Origin of the sequence: uncultured Tenacibaculum sp. (genome assembly GCF_947495995.1) — a bacterium.
In the GTDB taxonomy this organism is placed as follows: Bacteria; Bacteroidota; Bacteroidia; order Flavobacteriales; family Flavobacteriaceae; genus Polaribacter.
This window is the reverse complement of the sequence record NZ_CANMAX010000002.1, coordinates 177,775-194,507: the sequence shown is the minus strand read 5'-3', so window position 1 is coordinate 194,507 and position 16,733 is coordinate 177,775. Positions and strand designations below refer to the sequence as shown.

The window sequence follows — 16,733 nt, the reverse complement described above, 5'->3', positions numbered from 1 at the left end:
CCCATATGTTAAGAAAAGTAATTTTTATATTTTTAATTTATCTTTCTTTTAGTTTATATACTCAAGAGAACAAGACTATGAATAAAGATGGGATCTTTAAAGACAATTATGGTAATATAACCTCTTATAAAAATGGAAAATTACATGGTAAACAAGTAAAAGTTATAGGTTATACTGATAAAACAGAAACTTCTTATTACAAGAATGGTAAGATCTTAAAAAAAGAATATAATTATATATGGATTGAAGGTGTGGAAAATCCAACAGGATTTTATAAAAAAGGAAAACCTTACGAAGGTTATTTTCCTAAAGATTCTCAAGAAATTTTATTAGTTGACTATTACAAAAAAGGAAAGAAAAAATATCAATACTCTAAAGACAATCTTTTTACAGATAAAATAGAACCTTTAACTATTAAATCTACTTTCAAACAAAATAAAATTTATGATGGTCGTTCTTATGATTTTTCGGAACAGAGTCAATATTTAAAAATTAATTATCTAAAAAAAGGAGAAATAACACAACAAGTTTTTTGGGTTTTTGCTGTTCATTACGCAAATGCATTTACAATTAGTTACACTAAAACTGGTTACGAAATAACTGAAAAAAGAGCAGATGATGTAAAAGTTATTAGAAAGGATGATAAAGTATCTTTTTTCTATAAAGAACAAGAGATTATGTTTATCTCTTTACTAAAAAACACTTTAGTAGCAAAAGACATTGGATATTATGAAGTAGATGGTAGTTTATACCAAATTATCAGAAACGGACTTCAATTTAGTTCTAAAACAGAAAAAGAACCTGAAGGCGATTATTTTCGTAGTTTATTATTTAAGATATTTATGGAATTACGTTATGAAAAAAATTATAACACTAAAATTCCTACTATACTTTCAAATCTTAAAAACTCTGAACGTGAAGATATTTTTGCCCAAATCACATATGATGATAAAGGAAAACCTTTTTCGGGAGTTATAGTTTCCCAAGAAAATAGAAAATATTCAGGTAAGGCTTATGAAAATGGGAAATTAATTAAAACTGTAAAAGGAATTTCAAAAGATAGTATTAAAGCTATCTATAGGAAATTACTTCATTTAGATTAAAAGTTATTTAATCTTTTTTTAAATTTTTCAATTAAAAATACATTTCCAAAGAGCATTGTAAATGCATAACCAATATCTTCAACAGGTATAGTTACTAATCTTATTCCTAAATTTTCGTTATTGTTATACCAAACAACTGGCTCTTCTAAACCAGTTCCTGTTAATACTCCATTTACAATAAAAAAAGGAATCAAAATTATTAAAAAGGCTATATAAAAACGTCTTAAATATTCTATTCCGAAGAAAAAACCGATCAGTAAAGTTCCTATTAAAAAGGAATAATTTACCGTTGTATAAGCTTTTCCCCAGTTCATAATCAGAACAGGAATTACAACAGCTATCAAAGCTAACGTAATAAACTGAGTGTTCTTCTTAGAAATTAATAAGTTTGGTTTAAAATATTCTAAAGAATAATGGATAAAAATACTTGCGTATGGAATACAAAAAAAGAATAACCACTCTTCTATCGGCATTCCTAATAACAAGAAAGGTAGATGATAATCTGGATTAAATCCCCAAACTCCATTTTTTGTAAAAATTGCATCCCAAACAAGAAACACTGCTGCAACTATTGTTAAAGACAATAGAACAGCTTTCCAATGTTTAATAAAACGCATATTCTTTTCAAAAGAATATATGAGAGGAATACTTAGTGAACCTAAGTTTAGAAGTAAGTATAAGTAAAGCACTATTTCAAATATTCTTTAAAATACTTAAAAGGAACGAATAACATTCCGAAACACTCTCCTTCTTGTTTTCCTAATTTCTTATGATGTATTTTGTGAGCTTTTCTTAATCCTCTAAAATACCAATTATCAGTTTTATCGAACCACTTGAAACGGCGGTGAATTAAAACATCATGAATTAGAAAATATGCTAAACCATAAAATAAAATTCCAAGTCCTATAAAAAACAAGAAATTTAATTCTGGACGAATTCCAAAGAAGAATAACATCATACTCGGAATCGCAAAAACGACAAAAAATGCATCATTTTTTTCAAAAACGTGTGGATAACCTGGTTGATGATGATCTTCATGTAAATACCATCCAAAACCATGCATTACATATTTATGGGTACACCATGTGATACCCTCCATTATAATAAATGTACTTAGTGTAACTAAAGCAAATATCATTAAATCAAATTTAATTTATATTTCACATAACTTCTTGCCAACAAATTTATCTTCATCGGATTAGAAATCCTAATTCTTGTATCCATAATTTGTGCAGAAGGTGTAGCTTTTAACTTATTCAATAATTTTCTGTAATAACGATACGCCATGTAAACTCCGAACTTGGCATCTACTGGTAATTGTAAAATCCCATTTGAAAATGCATAATCGAAATCGGCTTCTATTTCTGCTATAATTTCCTCTTTAGACTTATTATCAAGTTCTTTTAAATCTACATTAGGAAAGTAAGATCTATTTAGAAGTTCTACGTCATCTTTTAAATCACGTAAGAAATTTACTTTCTGAAAAGCAGATCCTAAACGCATAGCTGGATCTTTAAGCGCTTCGTATTTTTGATCGTCTCCTTTAACGAAAACTTTCAAACACATTAATCCAACAACATCTGCAGAACCGTATATGTATTCGTTATATTCTTCTTGAGTCTTATATTCAGTTTTGTGTAAATCTGCACGCATACTCTTTAAAAAAGCCTGAACTAAATCATCTGTAATACCGAATTTGTTTACTGTAAATACAAATGAATTTAAAATCGGATTTAGACTAATACCAGAATGCTTTGATAAAAAGTAATCCTTTTCAAAACGATCTAATAAACCTTCTTTATCGTAATCATGAAAAGTGTCTACTATCTCGTCAGCAAAACGAACAAACCCATATATATTATAGATATGAGATCTTATAGATTTAGATAACATTTTAGTCGCTAGAGAGAAAGACGTACTGTAACTGTTTGTTACTATTTTACTACACTTGTAAGAAACGTCGTCGAATAATTCTTTCATGATAGGTGGTTTTTTAATATTAAATCTGAAGCTATTTTACCCGAAATTAAAGACGGTGGTACACCCGGTCCTGGAACCGTTAATTGGCCTGTAAAGTATAAGTTTTTAACTTTTTTACTTTTTATATTAGGTCTTAAAAATGCTGTTTGAGTTAAAATATTTGCTAACCCATATGCATTTCCTTTGTAAGAGTTATAATCTTCTATAAAGTCGTTTACACAATAACTCTCTTTAAATATAATACTTTGTTTAACATCTTGACTAGTTAAACGTTCTAATCTTTCAATAATTATATTAAAATACTTTTCTCTTATTTCTTCAGTGTCTTCTATTCCAGGAGCTAAAGGAATTAAAAAAGTAGCCGCTTCTTTTCCATCTGGTGCGAATGAATCGTCTGTTATACTAGGAAAACTTGCATAAAACAATGGTTTTTCTGGCCACTTTGGAGTATCGTAAATATCTTTCGCATGTACATCAAAACTAGTATCAAAAAATAATGTGTGATGTTCTACGTTTTCTAATTTTTTATCGAATCCTACATAAAATAATAAAGATGACGGTGCAAAAACTCTATTATCCCAATATTTCTCTGAATATTGCCTTAAAGATGAATTTAATAATGTTTCTGTATGGTGATAATCTGCTCCACTTAAAACAAGATTAGTTTCTATAATCTCTCCATTAACTGAAATAGAATTCACGTGATTTTTATTATCTACATCTATCTTCTCAACATTCGCATTCGTTACAAACTCTACTCCTAGCTGTTTTGCTAAAGCTACTAAACCTTCTATGACTTTGTACATTCCTCCTTTCGGATGCCATGTACCCAATCCGAAATCAGCATAATTCATAAAATTATAAAAAGCTGGTGTGTTGCTTGGTTTAGCTCCTAAGAACAACACCGGAAATTCAAGAATTTGAATTAACTTATAACTCTTAATTTTTTTTCGAACTTGTTTTTTAATTGTAGAAAAAAACTGACCAACTCTTACTGCTGTTTGCGGAGTTACTAATTCAAGAGGAGAAATTCCGGGGCGATATACAACATCTTTAACTGCAATATTGTAATTATCTTGGGCAGATTTTATAAATTTTCTTAAATGCTTAGAACTTCCTGGTTCTTCATTTTCAAAAACTTCACAAATTTCTTCAAAACTCCCAGGAATAGTTATACTATCATTTTCTCCGAAGTATACTTGATAAGCTGGATCTAGTTTTTCTAAAGTGTAGAAATCTGAAGGTTTCTTGCCAAAATCAGCAAAGAATTTTTCAAAAACGTCTGGCATCCAATACCAAGTAGGTCCTATATCGAATGTAAAACCTTCGTTTAAATATTGTCTAGCTCTTCCACCTAAAGTGCTATTTTTCTCGTATATTGTTACTTGAAAACCAGCTTTTGCCATGTAACAGGCAGCTGAAAGTGATGAGAAACCTGAACCAATTATTGATATCGTTTTATTCAATGTAAATAATTTTGATACCCTAAAGGTAGAAAAAAATATTGTTTTGTTTAATCTTTTTAACTAAAAATTAAACAAAAATTATAAACCATCAATCATATCAATTATTGAAGGGTAAATTTCAATATTAGATTTGAAATTTTCTTCTGATACTATAGTAGCTTTTTTTCCAACAGCCATTAATTTATGGTCTGTTCCTTTTAAAATATCGTCAATTTCTTTGAAGTACTCTGGAATCTTATCATCACTAGGTTGAACAGTCATTGAGGTTATAAAACAAACTTTAAGTTCACCCTCAAAGAAATAATTCAAATTATTTAATGGTAAACTTTGTCCAAGATAAATTGTTTGACACCCTCTTAAAACAAGCTCAAAATTTAAATACATTAAACCAATTTCATGAATTTCTCCATCTGGTAAGAAAAGAACATAAGTATAATCTGTATTAGTAGCAGAATATTCTAACTTTTCTGTGTTTAATTGTATTTTCTGAATGATTAGATTTGAAATGAAATGCTCATGAGCAGGCATTAACGTTTTCGTTTGCCAAAGAAGTCCAATTTGATTTAAGAAAGGAATGAAGACTTCTTTAAATATTTGCCTAAACGTTTTTTTGTGCAATAACTTATCGTAAGTACTATTAAATAATACTTTGTCGAATTGGAACATCGACATTTTGAATGCATTAATTGCTTCGTCGTTTGCTGCAAATTTGAATGCTAATTCTCGTGTACTATTGAGAATTTGCTCTTCAGACATTTGAGCAATTTTAGAAATCTTGAAATTATGCTTATTCAATAATGCCACATTTAATAGTTTTAATAAACTATCTGTGGAGTAATATCTAATGTTAGTATCCGTTCTGTTAGGCTCAAGTAGATTGTAACGCTTTTCCCAAATACGGATAGTATGTGCTTTTACTCCAGAAATGTTTTCAAGATCTTTAATAGTAAATACTGTCTTTATATTGTTCAACGTTTATCTTTTTTTATTAAACAAAGATAACAAATATAATAGTGTTTTTTAATTTTTTTTATAAAATACTGTAACAATTTATATATTGGCGCATCTAACAGTGTAACTAACCAGTAAATATTGTGTCAAAAAGTCTAGAAGACAAGTTTTTAGATAATTTCGAATCGAATCAGAATATTGTTCATAAAATTTGTAGAATTTATACAACAAACCAGAGCGATCACAATGATTTGTTTCAGGAAATTACAATACAAGTATGGAAAAACTATGCTAAGTTTAGAGGAGATGCTAAGTTTAGTACCTGGTTATATAGAGTTGCACTTAACACTGCAATTTCACTATATAGAAAATCAACCAGAAAGGTAAAAACGCAAGATATATCTGATATAGCTTTTAAAATTAAAGCCGTTGAATATGACGATACACAAGAAGTTCAATTGAAATCTCTTTACAAGGCAATTCAACATTTAAATGATATTGATAAAGCGTTAGTTTTTCTTTATTTGGAAGACAAATCCTACAAAGAGATATCTGAAACATTAGGTATTAGTGAAGTAAATGCTCGTGTAAAAATGAACAGAGCAAAAGACAAATTAAAAAAACGATTAAACCCATAAACACTATATGGATTTATTAGAAAAATATAAAGAGGCTTGGGATAACCAGCCAGAGAACTCAAATAAAGTCTCTAAAGGAGAGATTTATAAGATGATGAAATCTAAATCTTCATCAATTGTAAAATGGATTTTTATTATTGGATTAATAGAATTTATACTCATAAGTTCTTCTTACTTCTTTTTAGATATTGAAGAAAGTATACAAGCTTATGAAAATATTGGTTTAAATAAATACTTCATGTTATTTAATACCATTGCTGGATCTGCTATTGTATTATATTTTCTTTACAGATTTTACATTAATTATCGATCTATTTCAACTACAGAAAGCACCAAGAGTTTAATGAACCAAATTCTTAACACTAGAAAGACAGTTCGTAATTATGTTTTAATCAACTTAACTTACCTAGCTATTTTTTATGTTATAGCTACAATTTTAATGGTAAATAAACAATTTACAGATTTATCTACACTACACACTGTAGGTATTATTATTGCTTCATTAATTGCTTTAGCCGTAATGTTAACTGTAATATGGTTAATCTATCAATTGTTATATGGTATCTTATTAAATAAATTGAATAAAAATTATAAAGATTTAGCTAAATTAGATGAGTAAATAATTTTCTCATGAAAAAAATAGCTTTATTACTTCTGATTTTTATTAGTTTCAATAGTTTTTGTCAAGATAGTGATTCCTCTGAATTTTGGGATAATGTAAGATTCGGAGGTTCTTTTGGTTTAGGGTTTGGTAACAATACTACTACAATTGCAATAGCTCCTAACGCTATATATGATTTTAGTTCCAACTTTTCTTTAGGAATTGGATTAGGTTACCAATACGCGAAACGAGATGATATTAAGAATAATGTTTTTAGTACTAGCTTACTAAGTTTTTATAATCCAATACAAGAGATACAACTTTCCGCAGAATTTGAACAACTTTTTGTGAATAGAAGTTTTCAAGGAATCAAGGATAATTTTAGCTACCCTGCTTTATATCTAGGTGCGTCTTACAACGTTAATAGAAATATTGCAATTGGTTTTAGATACGATGTACTTTTCGACGAAAATAAAAGTATCTATTCATCAGCGATATCTCCTGTATTTAGAGTCTTCTTTTAAAGTAAAGGTTAAAACTTTAGCATTTGATAGTTTTGTAATGCTTTTAATAATGTTTTATGCATTTTATCAGTATAATCTAAATGTGTTACAATTCTTATTTTACCTTCTCCCATAGGAGTTAACAAAATATCTTTCTCTTGCATATCTTTGATAAAATCAGCTGCATTTAAATTATCGTTTACATAAAAAATAACGATATTAGTTTCTATAGGTTCAACTTTTTTCACATAAGATAATTGCTGTAAGGTCTCTCCTATTTCTTTTGCTTTTTGATGATCTTCTTGTAAACGCTCTATATGATTATCTAATGCGTAAATACCAGCAGCAGCCAAATACCCAACTTGTCGCATAGCACCACCAAATAGTTTCCTTATTCTAAGTGCTTTTGCAATATGATCTTTAGAACCAACTAAAACAGAACCTATCGGAGCTCCAAGTCCTTTTGATAAACAAATAGAAATTGTATCGAATAATTCTCCGTATTGTTTAGGTGTTTCATTTTTCTCTACAAGAGCATTAAAAAGTCTAGCACCATCTAAATGATATGCTAAATTAAACTTATCTGAAACTTCTTTTATATTTTTCAATTCATCAAAATCCCAACAAGCTCCTCCACCTTTATTCGTTGTATTCTCTATACAAACTAAACGAGAATATGGTACATGAATATCTGATCTTCCTTCTGCAGCATAATGCAATTGGTCTGCCGTAAACATTCCTCGATCTCCATCAATTAACTTACAAGAAACTCCAGCATTAAAAGCTGCTCCTCCACCTTCATAATTGTACACGTGAGCCCATTTATCACAAAATAATTTATCACCAGGTTGTGTATGTAATTTTATTGCTGTTTGGTTCGCCATGGTTCCTGAAGGAAAAAACAAAGCATCTTCCATTCCGAACATATCAGCTACTTTTTCTTGTAATAAATTTACTGTAGGATCTCCTTTAAAAACATCATCACCAACATCAGCCGTCATCATTGCTTTTAACATTCCTTCCGTAGGCTTTGTTACAGTATCACTTATTAAATTTACTTGCATTTCAAAAATTTATTATTAGTTAATTGTGCGTTTATTTTGATCCAATTGGAGAACCATCAGGCATTTTTAAAACTACTGATTTCTTACTATACTTTGAAGGATTTTTCTTAAAATCATTAATTAAAACAAGAAACTCATTATTCACCGTATTTTTATTGCTCTCTAAATACGATTTGATTGTATTGATTTTTTCATTTACAATCGCTTTTCCCTCAAAATAAATTGAACTGTTGTGCAAATAAAATAAATTTAAAATAATTTCTTTTGATACAATTGTATTCAATGATTTGTAGTAAGAATCTTGATATGATTTCTGTACAGAAACTTCAATTAGTTTATCTAAAATCTCTTGTAAACTTAACTGACTATTATCTATACTATAATGTTGTATAACACGGTTTACACGTTCTGGATGTAACAAATAACTCAATGTAAATGCAACATTAGTTTGCACCGCTCCATACGGATCGAAAGCTACTCCTGTTTTACTTTTAAAACTTTCTCTTGTTCTTCCATATCCGTAAGCTCTTGGGGGAAAAAGTTTTAATAATCGTTTCGGAATTGCTATTTCTTTTACGTCAATAGTTTTTAAAAGGGCTTTTAAAGCTTGTCTTTCTGTAGCTCCTTTTATTCTTTCAACAATTACATCTTTTTGTCCTTTAACTGCGTAGGTATAATCTAATCCACCTATTAATTTTGAAGTTGCATCTGTTTGATATCTATGGAAAAAATACAACGGAACAAATACATCTTCTAAAACTGAATATGGTTCATTGGTTTTGATATTATCTGCGGAAAAGTCTTCGATTGCCTTTTTTCTAATTGCTAATACATTATTTAATTCTTCAGAAGCACTTTTTCCGTTATCCCATAAATGTGCATAAGCATGTGCACTACCTTTTGGTCTTGCATCTGCATCAGAAATAAATCGTAATCCTTTATCAGAAGCTTCTTTTAAAATCTTAGCTAAACCTTCTTTTTCTTGATTAGGAAAATCTTGATAGGCATACGCTACAGTTATTTTATCCCAAGCTCCTATTTTATCGTCATAAGCATTTGAAAAATCAACTTTTCCATTTTTAAGTTGAAGCTGTGGATGAGGATAATCCATTACCGAAGATCTGTTATTTGTACTTGCTGCAAAATTATGAGCGAAACCTAATGTGTGTCCGATTTCATGAGCAGATAATTGACGAATTCTTGCTAAAGCCATTTCCAAAGCAAACTTATCATCAATATTTCCATTTGCGTAGGGAGCTTGCAAGGCCTGAGCAATTAAAAAATCTTGACGAATTCGAAGTGAACCTAAACTTACATGTCCTTTTAATATTTCTCCAGTTCTTGGATCAGAAATATTTCCTCCATAACTCCAACCTCTTGTTGAACGATGTACCCATTGAATGACATTGTAACGAACATCTAACGGATCGGCATCTTCAGGTAACATTTTTAACTGAAAAGCATTTTTATAACCAATTGCTTCAAAAGCTTGATTCCACCATCTTCCCCCTTCTAACAAAGCAGAACGGACAGGTTCTGGCGTTCCTCTGTCTAAATAATAAATTATAGGTTCAACAGCTTCGCTAATTTTAGCTTTAGGATTTTTTTTCTCTAATCGATGTCTGTATATGAAACGTTTTCTGATAGATTGATCAACTGGAGTCGCATAATCTAAGTATGTCATTTGCCAAGAACCACAACGAGGATCGTATACTCTAGGCTTGTATTTATCATCTGGTAACTCAACAAAAGAATGATGTTGATGAACCGTTACTAAAGAAGCATTTGGTGTAACACTTCGTATGTTATACCCTTTTGGTTTTCCTGAGAAAGTAAGCATTACATCAAACTCAACATTCTTAGGAAAAGCTTTAGTCCTATCAATATAAAATGCGCTTTTACTTTTATCCAATCGATAATTCCCTTGGTTATTAGAAGCTAATCTATTGGCTACTTCATGTGCATCTCTCACAAAAAAACTGGTTGCATTAATCAAGTAACGATTATTCTTTTCTTCTACAATTTTAAAACCATGTAAAACAGATTTTGCAAACGCTTCTTTTACCGATTGTTTTTCTTCAATATTATCTGTTACAGCTCTAAAATTCTGATTAGGTTGTATTAGCAATAATTTATTACCAGCTTTTTTAAATTTTACCACTACTCCACTTCCTAACTGACCTCTATCTAAACCAATATCATTCGATCCAACACCTTCTGATAAAGCGTTTACATATAAAATTTCGGTATCTAGTTTTGTTATTTCTAAGAAAATTTCATCTGTTTTTTCATTATAATAGAAAGGAATAAATCCTTCATTTCTCTTCATTTCTTTTTTTCCCTCAAAAAACTGAGCAAATGTAGAAAGTGTAAAAAAACAGCATAAAATAAGTAGTGCATTTTTCATGTAGTTGTATGGTTTAGATTTAAAGGCAGATAAAAATAGTAAATCTTTTTTTTACCTTATTTTTGCCTTTATGATTACATTCGACCAATTAAAAAACATTAAAAATCGCGTAGAAAAGCTTAGAGATTATTTGGATATCGATCAAAAATTGATTGAAATTTCTAATGAAGAAGAAAAAACTGCCGATCCTAATTTCTGGAATAATCCGAAAGAAGCTGAAACATTAATGAAATCGTTACGATTAAAGAAAAAGTGGGTTAGCGATTATGATGAAATCGTTACATTAAGCGAGGATTTGAATGTACTTTATGATTTCTTTAAAGAAGGTGATGTAGAAGAAGATGAAATCACAGAACAATTTGAAAAAACTAGTGCTTTTTTAGAAGATATTGAATTTAAAAACATGCTTTCTGAAGAAGGAGATAACTTAAGTGCAGTGATTCAAATTACTGCCGGTGCTGGAGGTACCGAAAGTTGTGATTGGACAGAAATGTTGACTCGTATGTATACGATGTGGGCAGAAAAACAAGGTTTCAAATTAAAAACATTAAACTACCAAAGTGGTGATACTGCTGGTATAAAAACTGTAACTATAGAAATAGATGGCGATTTTGCCTTTGGTTGGTTAAAAGGTGAAAATGGTGTACATCGTTTAGTTCGTATTTCTCCTTTCGATAGTAATGCAAAACGTCATACTTCTTTCTCTTCTGTTTATGTATACCCTGTTGCTGATGATTCCATAGAAATTGAGATTAATCCTGCTGATATTGAAATTACTACTGCTCGTTCTAGTGGTGCAGGTGGACAAAATGTAAATAAAGTAGAAACGAAAGTTCAATTACACCATAAGCCTACGGGTATTCAAATTCAATGTTCTAATTCAAGATCTCAACACGATAATAGAGCGACAGCTTTACAAATGCTGAAATCACAGTTATATGAAATAGAACTTCAAAAAAGACAAGCTGCTCGTGCTGATATCGAAGCTAATAAACTGAAAAATGAATGGGGAAGTCAGATTCGAAATTATGTAATGCATCCTTATAAATTGGTAAAAGATGTTAGAACTGCCCATGAAACAGGAAATGTAGATGCAGTTATGGACGGAAATATAAATCCGTTTTTAAAATCTTATCTAATGATGATGGGACAAAAAGAGAGTTAGAAATCAAAAATTAAAACAAAATCAAAAGATAAATCATGATCAAAATATATCACAATCCTAGATGCTCTAAATCTAGACAAGGATTAGCTATTTTAGAAGAAAGTAAAAAAGAATTCACTGTAGTTAAATACTTGAATGAAACTTTAAATAAGACTGAACTTAAAGAAATTATTTCATTATTAAACATTGCTCCAATTGATTTAGTTCGTAAGAATGAAAGTATTTGGAAAGAAAACTATAAAGGAAAAGACTTAATTGACGATGAAATAATTACTGCTATGGTAGAAAATCCAAAACTTATAGAAAGACCAATAGTGATTCACGATAAAAAAGCTGTGATTGGTAGACCTCCTCAAAAAATTTTAGAAATTCTGTAACAGATTCTCACAAATTAACACTTATTAACAGAGAAAGTTGAATTTTAACACTCATTGCGCGTATATTCGCGTCAACTATTAATACTTTAATTTACTATGAAAAAAGTTGTAAAATTATTTACACTAGTACTATTTGTATCGCAAATAGTTGTAGCACAGTCTACAAAAATTCCAAATGACCCTTCAGTCAAAACAGGAAAATTATCTAACGGATTAACTTACTTCGTAAAACAAAATGCAAAACCTGCTAATAAAGTAGAATTACGCTTAGCAATTAAAGCTGGTTCTGTTTTAGAAGATGAAGATCAATTAGGTTTAGCTCACTTTATGGAGCATATGAACTTTAACGGAACAAAAGATTTTAAAAGAAACGAGTTAATCGATTATTTACAATCTATTGGAGTTAAATTTGGATCACACTTAAATGCATATACAGGATTTGATCAAACTGTGTATATCTTACCAATTCCTACGGATGATAAGGAAAAATTAGATAAAGGTTTTCAAATTATTGAAAACTGGGCGCATGGTGCATTATTAGAAGGTAAAGATATAGATGAAGAACGTGGAGTTGTTCTTGAAGAATATCGTACAGGTAGAGATGCTAATACTAGAATGTTACAAAATTATATAGATAAGATTGCTTTCGGTTCTAAATATGCAAAGAGATTACCTATCGGTACTAAAGAAAATATCGAAAACTTTAAGCACGAAAGCATTCGTCGTTTCTTTAAAGATTGGTATAGACCAGATTTAATGGCTGTAATTGCTGTAGGAGACGTAGATGTTGCTGTTTTAGAACAAAAAGTAAAAGATTTCTTCTCTAAAATTCCCGCTCGCAAGAATCCTAGAAAAAAAGAGAGTTATACTTTAAAAAATCACAAAGAAACTCTTATTGCTATTGAAGCAGACAAAGAAGCTCCGTTTGCTAATGTTGAGATTATGTACAAAGATCGTGAGGACAGTAAACCTAATAGTAGTGTTAACGATTATAGAAAATCTTTAATAACTAATTTATTTAATCGAATGATTAATAATAGATTTGAAGAATTAGTAAACAGTGAGAACCCTCCTTTTACTTATGGTTTTAGCTATTATGGTGGTACTTTAGCTAAAGATAGAAATGCATTTCAATCTCAAGCTGGAACAAGTGCTGACGGACAATTAATAGGTTTAGAAACTTTATTAACTGAAAACGAAAGAGTAAAACGTTTTGGTTTCCAAAAAGGAGAGTTCGAAAGAGCAAAAAAGAATATTATTTCTAGTATCGAAAAATCTTTTAAAGATAGAGATAAGAGAGAATCTAGTAGAATTGCTGGATCTTTAGTTGGAGGTTTCTTAGACGGAAGACCAGTGGCTAGTGTTGAATGGAGTTATAAAAGTACTCTTAAAATGTTACCTACTATTCAGTTATCTGAAGTAAACGATTTAATTAAAAACTATTTACACGATGATAACAGAGTTGTTGTAATTACAGGACCTAAAAAAGTTGTTACTGAAGCTCAAGTATTAAAAGCTTTAAACGATGTAAAAACAAAAGATTTAAAGCCGTATGAAGATAAAGCTGTAGCTTCTTCTTTAATTACAAAAGCTCCTAAAGCTGGTACAGTTGTTAAAACTACAACTAATGATAAATTAGGTACAAAAACTTTAGTATTAAGTAATGGTGCTAAAGTAACTTACAAGAAGACTGACTTTAAAAATGACGAAATTTTATTCTCTGCATTTAGTTACGGAGGTACTTCTTTATACAGTAACGAAGAATTTAAAGTTACTGCATTTGCAAATGATGGTTTAACTGAAGCTGGAATTAACGGTTTCAATTTAAATGATATGGGTAAAATGATGTCTGGTAAGATTGCTAGAGTTAGACCTTATATCGGAAGTATTAGCGAAGGATTCTCTGGTAGTGCTTCTCCTAAATACTTAGAAGAACTTTTACAACAAGTACATTTATATTTTACTGCTTTAAACAAAGATGATAAAGCTTATAAATCGTTTATTAATAAGCAAAAAAGTTTCATAGGAAATCTTTTAAGTAGTCCAAGATTTTACTACCAAAAAGAAATGAGAGATTTCATGAACGAAGGTAACGATCGCTATGTAGGGTTTCCATCTCCAGAAAAATATGATGCCTCTGATTATGACTTAGCTTATAAAAAATATAGAGAACGTTTCGCTGATGCTAGTGATTTCAACTTTTACTTTGTTGGAAACGTTGATGAAAATAAGCTTGTAGAATTAGTTTCAAAGTATATTGCTAGTTTACCTAGTACGAATTCTAAAGAAACTTATAAAGTACATGATTTCCGTCCTAAAACAGGTTCTCATGAGAAGATTTTAGCGAAAGGTAAAGCTCCTAAGAGTACGGTTAGCATTAGATATCAAGGTGAAGCAGATTATAACGATAAAGATGCTTTAACTTTTGATTTTATTGGTGAAGTATTAAGTATTAAGTTAATTGAAAAATTACGTGAAAAAGAAAGTGGAGTATATTCTGCTGGTGCACGTAGCGGTATGAGCAAATTACCTTATGGAAGATATAGTTTATCTATCGGTTTCCCTTGTGCTCCTGAAAATGTTCAAAAGCTTAAAGATATTTCTGTGGCAGAGGTCGAATCGTTAATTAAAAATGGGCCAACTCAAGAAGATTTAGATAAGGCTAAAAAAGGTATGATTAACGATCGTAAAGACGAAATGAAGAAAAATAGATTCTGGTTAAATGTAATACGTGGAATCGATTATGCTAAAGGTAATCCTGATAACATATTTACTTTCGAAGAAAGAGTAAATGCTGTTACAACTAAGGATATTCAAAAATTAGCTAAGAAATACCTTTCTAATGGTTATATCTTAGGAATTTTAAATCCTGAAAAATAAAGATTCATAATCTTTTATGTATAATTTAAAAAGCTCGCCAATGGCGAGCTTTTTTGTTCTTCATTTTATTATTTTAAGCAACATATCCCACACATATACCAGGTTCTAAACCAGTACCTGTAATACATTTCATAACACAGTTTGCAGCAAAGCTGATACACTCTGATGCTACATAACATCCTTTGTTTACAGCACATCCGTTTACCAATGCAACTCCTTTTCCTCCAGCAATTTTTTGCTGTGATACTTTATCTAACTTTTGTACACCTTGTAATTTTAATAATTGTTTCATTTTTATACTATTTTAAATTATCTACAATTGCTATTTACTGATCCCATTTCGGTATTAGCTATTACACATCCATAATTACCGTTGCTATCGACCCCACAACATCTACCTGGAACAGTATTACATAAACTACTATCACATAATTTTTTAGTTTTAGTTAATCCTCCATTAATCTTTTTTTGTTCTTGTGCACTCAAAAAAGTCACACCTTTTAAATTCAATAAGGTTTTCATAATTAATATTTTAAATGATTTATCTATCAGATACTTACTCTTTTTAAAGAAGGTTAATTTCTTTACTTTATAAATATCTACGAGATAAAAATGTTACATAAATATTTAGATATCAATAGTAAACTCACTAACGCTTTAAACAAATTCATTAACGTAGTGACTCATTGCATTCCACAAAAAAACCTCTTACAAAATGTAAGAGGCTAAATATCTCAAGTACTTATTAGTTTTTATTTAGCTAAAAAAGATTCAAAACCTGGTTTTATCAAATTCGGATAAAAACAATCATCACTTATATAAGGTTTAGCTATAATTATATTTCCTTCGGATCTGTTTGTTATTTCTGATTTTTTAATCTTACACTCTGGGCCGTTTATATATGCATAATTGGTTTGAGCTGTTGTTAATGGATGAGCAGATGAAATTATAATTGGAAAATCTACATTTAATTCATCTTCGTTAAATCCGTTTGGAAAATAAAGTTCAATACAATTTTCATCTACAATAGATTCTAAGTAAGATTCAAAAGATGTTACTCCTACAGAATGTAAACCTTTCTCTAATGTAGGTGGTTCTTCTTCTTCATCTGGTCTTCCGCCACAACTGAAATTACCTGAACCGTAATAGAACATGTATTGTGATTCAAAAGCTGCTACAAATGAATTGTTATCATTAAAAGTATTAAATAATTCATGTAATCTAATTCTTTCAGGGTTATCTAAACCATTTAAAAGATTAAGAATTAATTGTAGACTATTTTCATCATTTAGTATCGTCTTAGATACTAAAAAAGAAACCGATTGTAATTTACTTTCATAAAAATTAAACGGAACCTCCTCCTCTTCTCTGACTGACTTTTTTTCTAGTTTAATAGTAGTATTTACTTCCACTGTTGATTCATTTTCAGCTAACATATTATCATCTTGGGAACATGATAAAAAAGATAAAAATGAGACTAAAAGTATTAGGGTTGATTTATTCATGATTTATATTTTTAGTTGAAACTAAATATTTAGATCAAAATATATTTATTCTTTGTATAAGAGCTTTAGTAAAATGTATTAACGCTATTGAAT

Annotated in this window: 17 protein-coding genes; 7 read left to right on the top strand and 10 right to left on the bottom strand. The window is 29.7% G+C overall.

The features are described from left to right. Nucleotides 1-77: 77 nt before the first annotated feature. Nucleotides 78-1,103, top strand: a complete 1,026-nt coding sequence (locus Q1A15_RS05940; RefSeq protein WP_299620313.1) for a hypothetical protein — start codon at nt 78-80, stop codon at nt 1,101-1,103. On the opposite strand, the gene Q1A15_RS05935 is transcribed toward Q1A15_RS05940, so the two are convergent. From Q1A15_RS05935 to Q1A15_RS05915, 5 genes are all read right to left on the bottom strand, one after another. After that, entirely contained in the window at nt 1,100-1,792 is a 693-nt protein-coding gene (locus tag Q1A15_RS05935; RefSeq protein ID WP_299620310.1) for a lycopene cyclase domain-containing protein, read from the bottom strand. The genes Q1A15_RS05940 and Q1A15_RS05935 overlap by 4 nt on opposite strands. After that, nucleotides 1,792-2,241, bottom strand: coding sequence for a sterol desaturase family protein (locus Q1A15_RS05930; protein ID WP_299620307.1), 450 nt, complete (start codon nt 2,239-2,241; stop codon nt 1,792-1,794). The genes Q1A15_RS05935 and Q1A15_RS05930 overlap by 1 nt, the downstream gene beginning before the upstream one ends. After that, nucleotides 2,241-3,083, bottom strand: a complete 843-nt coding sequence (locus tag Q1A15_RS05925) for a phytoene/squalene synthase family protein (RefSeq protein WP_299620304.1) — start codon at nt 3,081-3,083, stop codon at nt 2,241-2,243. The genes Q1A15_RS05930 and Q1A15_RS05925 overlap by 1 nt, the downstream gene beginning before the upstream one ends. After that, nucleotides 3,080-4,549: a phytoene desaturase family protein gene (gene crtI, locus Q1A15_RS05920; protein WP_299620300.1), complete on the bottom strand. Its 1,470-nt coding sequence runs from the start codon at nt 4,547-4,549 to the stop codon at nt 3,080-3,082. The genes Q1A15_RS05925 and crtI overlap by 4 nt, the downstream gene beginning before the upstream one ends. Before the next feature lie 78 nt (nt 4,550-4,627). After that, entirely contained in the window at nt 4,628-5,521 is an 894-nt protein-coding gene (locus Q1A15_RS05915) for a MerR family transcriptional regulator (RefSeq protein ID WP_299620297.1), read from the bottom strand. A 122-nt stretch (nt 5,522-5,643) separates the two neighbouring features. On the opposite strand from Q1A15_RS05915, the gene Q1A15_RS05910 reads away from it, so the two are divergent. The 3 genes from Q1A15_RS05910 to Q1A15_RS05900 are packed head-to-tail and all read left to right on the top strand — an operon-like array spanning nt 5,644 to nt 7,263. Next, nucleotides 5,644-6,138, top strand: coding sequence for an RNA polymerase sigma factor (locus tag Q1A15_RS05910; protein ID WP_299620294.1), 495 nt, complete (start codon nt 5,644-5,646; stop codon nt 6,136-6,138). A gap of 7 nt (nt 6,139-6,145) precedes the next feature. After that, nucleotides 6,146-6,757, top strand: a complete 612-nt coding sequence (locus Q1A15_RS05905) for a hypothetical protein (RefSeq protein WP_299620291.1) — start codon at nt 6,146-6,148, stop codon at nt 6,755-6,757. An 11-nt stretch (nt 6,758-6,768) separates the two neighbouring features. Beyond that, the gene (locus Q1A15_RS05900; RefSeq protein ID WP_299620288.1) at nt 6,769-7,263 is read left to right on the top strand and encodes a hypothetical protein; all 495 of its coding nucleotides are present in this window, start codon (nt 6,769-6,771) and stop codon (nt 7,261-7,263) included. 8 nt (nt 7,264-7,271) lie between these two features. On the opposite strand, the gene Q1A15_RS05895 is transcribed toward Q1A15_RS05900, so the two are convergent. Both Q1A15_RS05895 and Q1A15_RS05890 read right to left on the bottom strand, forming a co-directional pair. Continuing rightward, nucleotides 7,272-8,306, bottom strand: coding sequence for a GntG family PLP-dependent aldolase (locus Q1A15_RS05895; RefSeq protein WP_299620285.1), 1,035 nt, complete (start codon nt 8,304-8,306; stop codon nt 7,272-7,274). 31 nt (nt 8,307-8,337) lie between these two features. Beyond that, nucleotides 8,338-10,713 (bottom strand): zinc-dependent metalloprotease, encoded by a 2,376-nt coding sequence (locus Q1A15_RS05890; RefSeq protein WP_299620282.1) that lies wholly within the window; start codon nt 10,711-10,713, stop codon nt 8,338-8,340. 70 nt (nt 10,714-10,783) lie between these two features. Between Q1A15_RS05890 and prfB the strand changes: the two genes are divergently transcribed. The 3 genes from prfB (at nt 10,784) to Q1A15_RS05875 (ending at nt 15,135) form a co-directional block, all read left to right on the top strand. Next, nucleotides 10,784-11,878: a peptide chain release factor 2 gene (gene prfB / locus Q1A15_RS05885; protein WP_299620279.1), complete on the top strand. Its 1,095-nt coding sequence runs from the start codon at nt 10,784-10,786 to the stop codon at nt 11,876-11,878. Between the two features lie 35 nt (nt 11,879-11,913). Beyond that, nucleotides 11,914-12,255 (top strand): arsenate reductase (glutaredoxin), encoded by a 342-nt coding sequence (gene arsC, locus Q1A15_RS05880; RefSeq protein ID WP_299620276.1) that lies wholly within the window; start codon nt 11,914-11,916, stop codon nt 12,253-12,255. Nucleotides 12,256-12,351: 96 nt separating this feature from the next. Then, a complete protein-coding gene (locus Q1A15_RS05875; protein WP_299620274.1) occupies nt 12,352-15,135 on the top strand; it encodes an insulinase family protein in 2,784 nt (927 codons plus the stop codon). A 73-nt stretch (nt 15,136-15,208) separates the two neighbouring features. Here Q1A15_RS05875 and Q1A15_RS05870 read toward each other — a convergent pair whose 3' ends face one another. The 3 genes from Q1A15_RS05870 to Q1A15_RS05860 form a co-directional block, all read right to left on the bottom strand. After that, a complete protein-coding gene (locus Q1A15_RS05870; protein ID WP_299620271.1) occupies nt 15,209-15,427 on the bottom strand; it encodes a hypothetical protein in 219 nt (72 codons plus the stop codon). A 17-nt stretch (nt 15,428-15,444) separates the two neighbouring features. Beyond that, complete coding sequence (locus Q1A15_RS05865; protein ID WP_299620269.1) at nt 15,445-15,657, bottom strand: hypothetical protein; 213 nt, start codon at nt 15,655-15,657, stop codon at nt 15,445-15,447. A 230-nt stretch (nt 15,658-15,887) separates the two neighbouring features. Continuing rightward, nucleotides 15,888-16,640, bottom strand: coding sequence for a hypothetical protein (locus Q1A15_RS05860; RefSeq protein WP_299620266.1), 753 nt, complete (start codon nt 16,638-16,640; stop codon nt 15,888-15,890). Nucleotides 16,641-16,733: the final 93 nt, after the last annotated feature.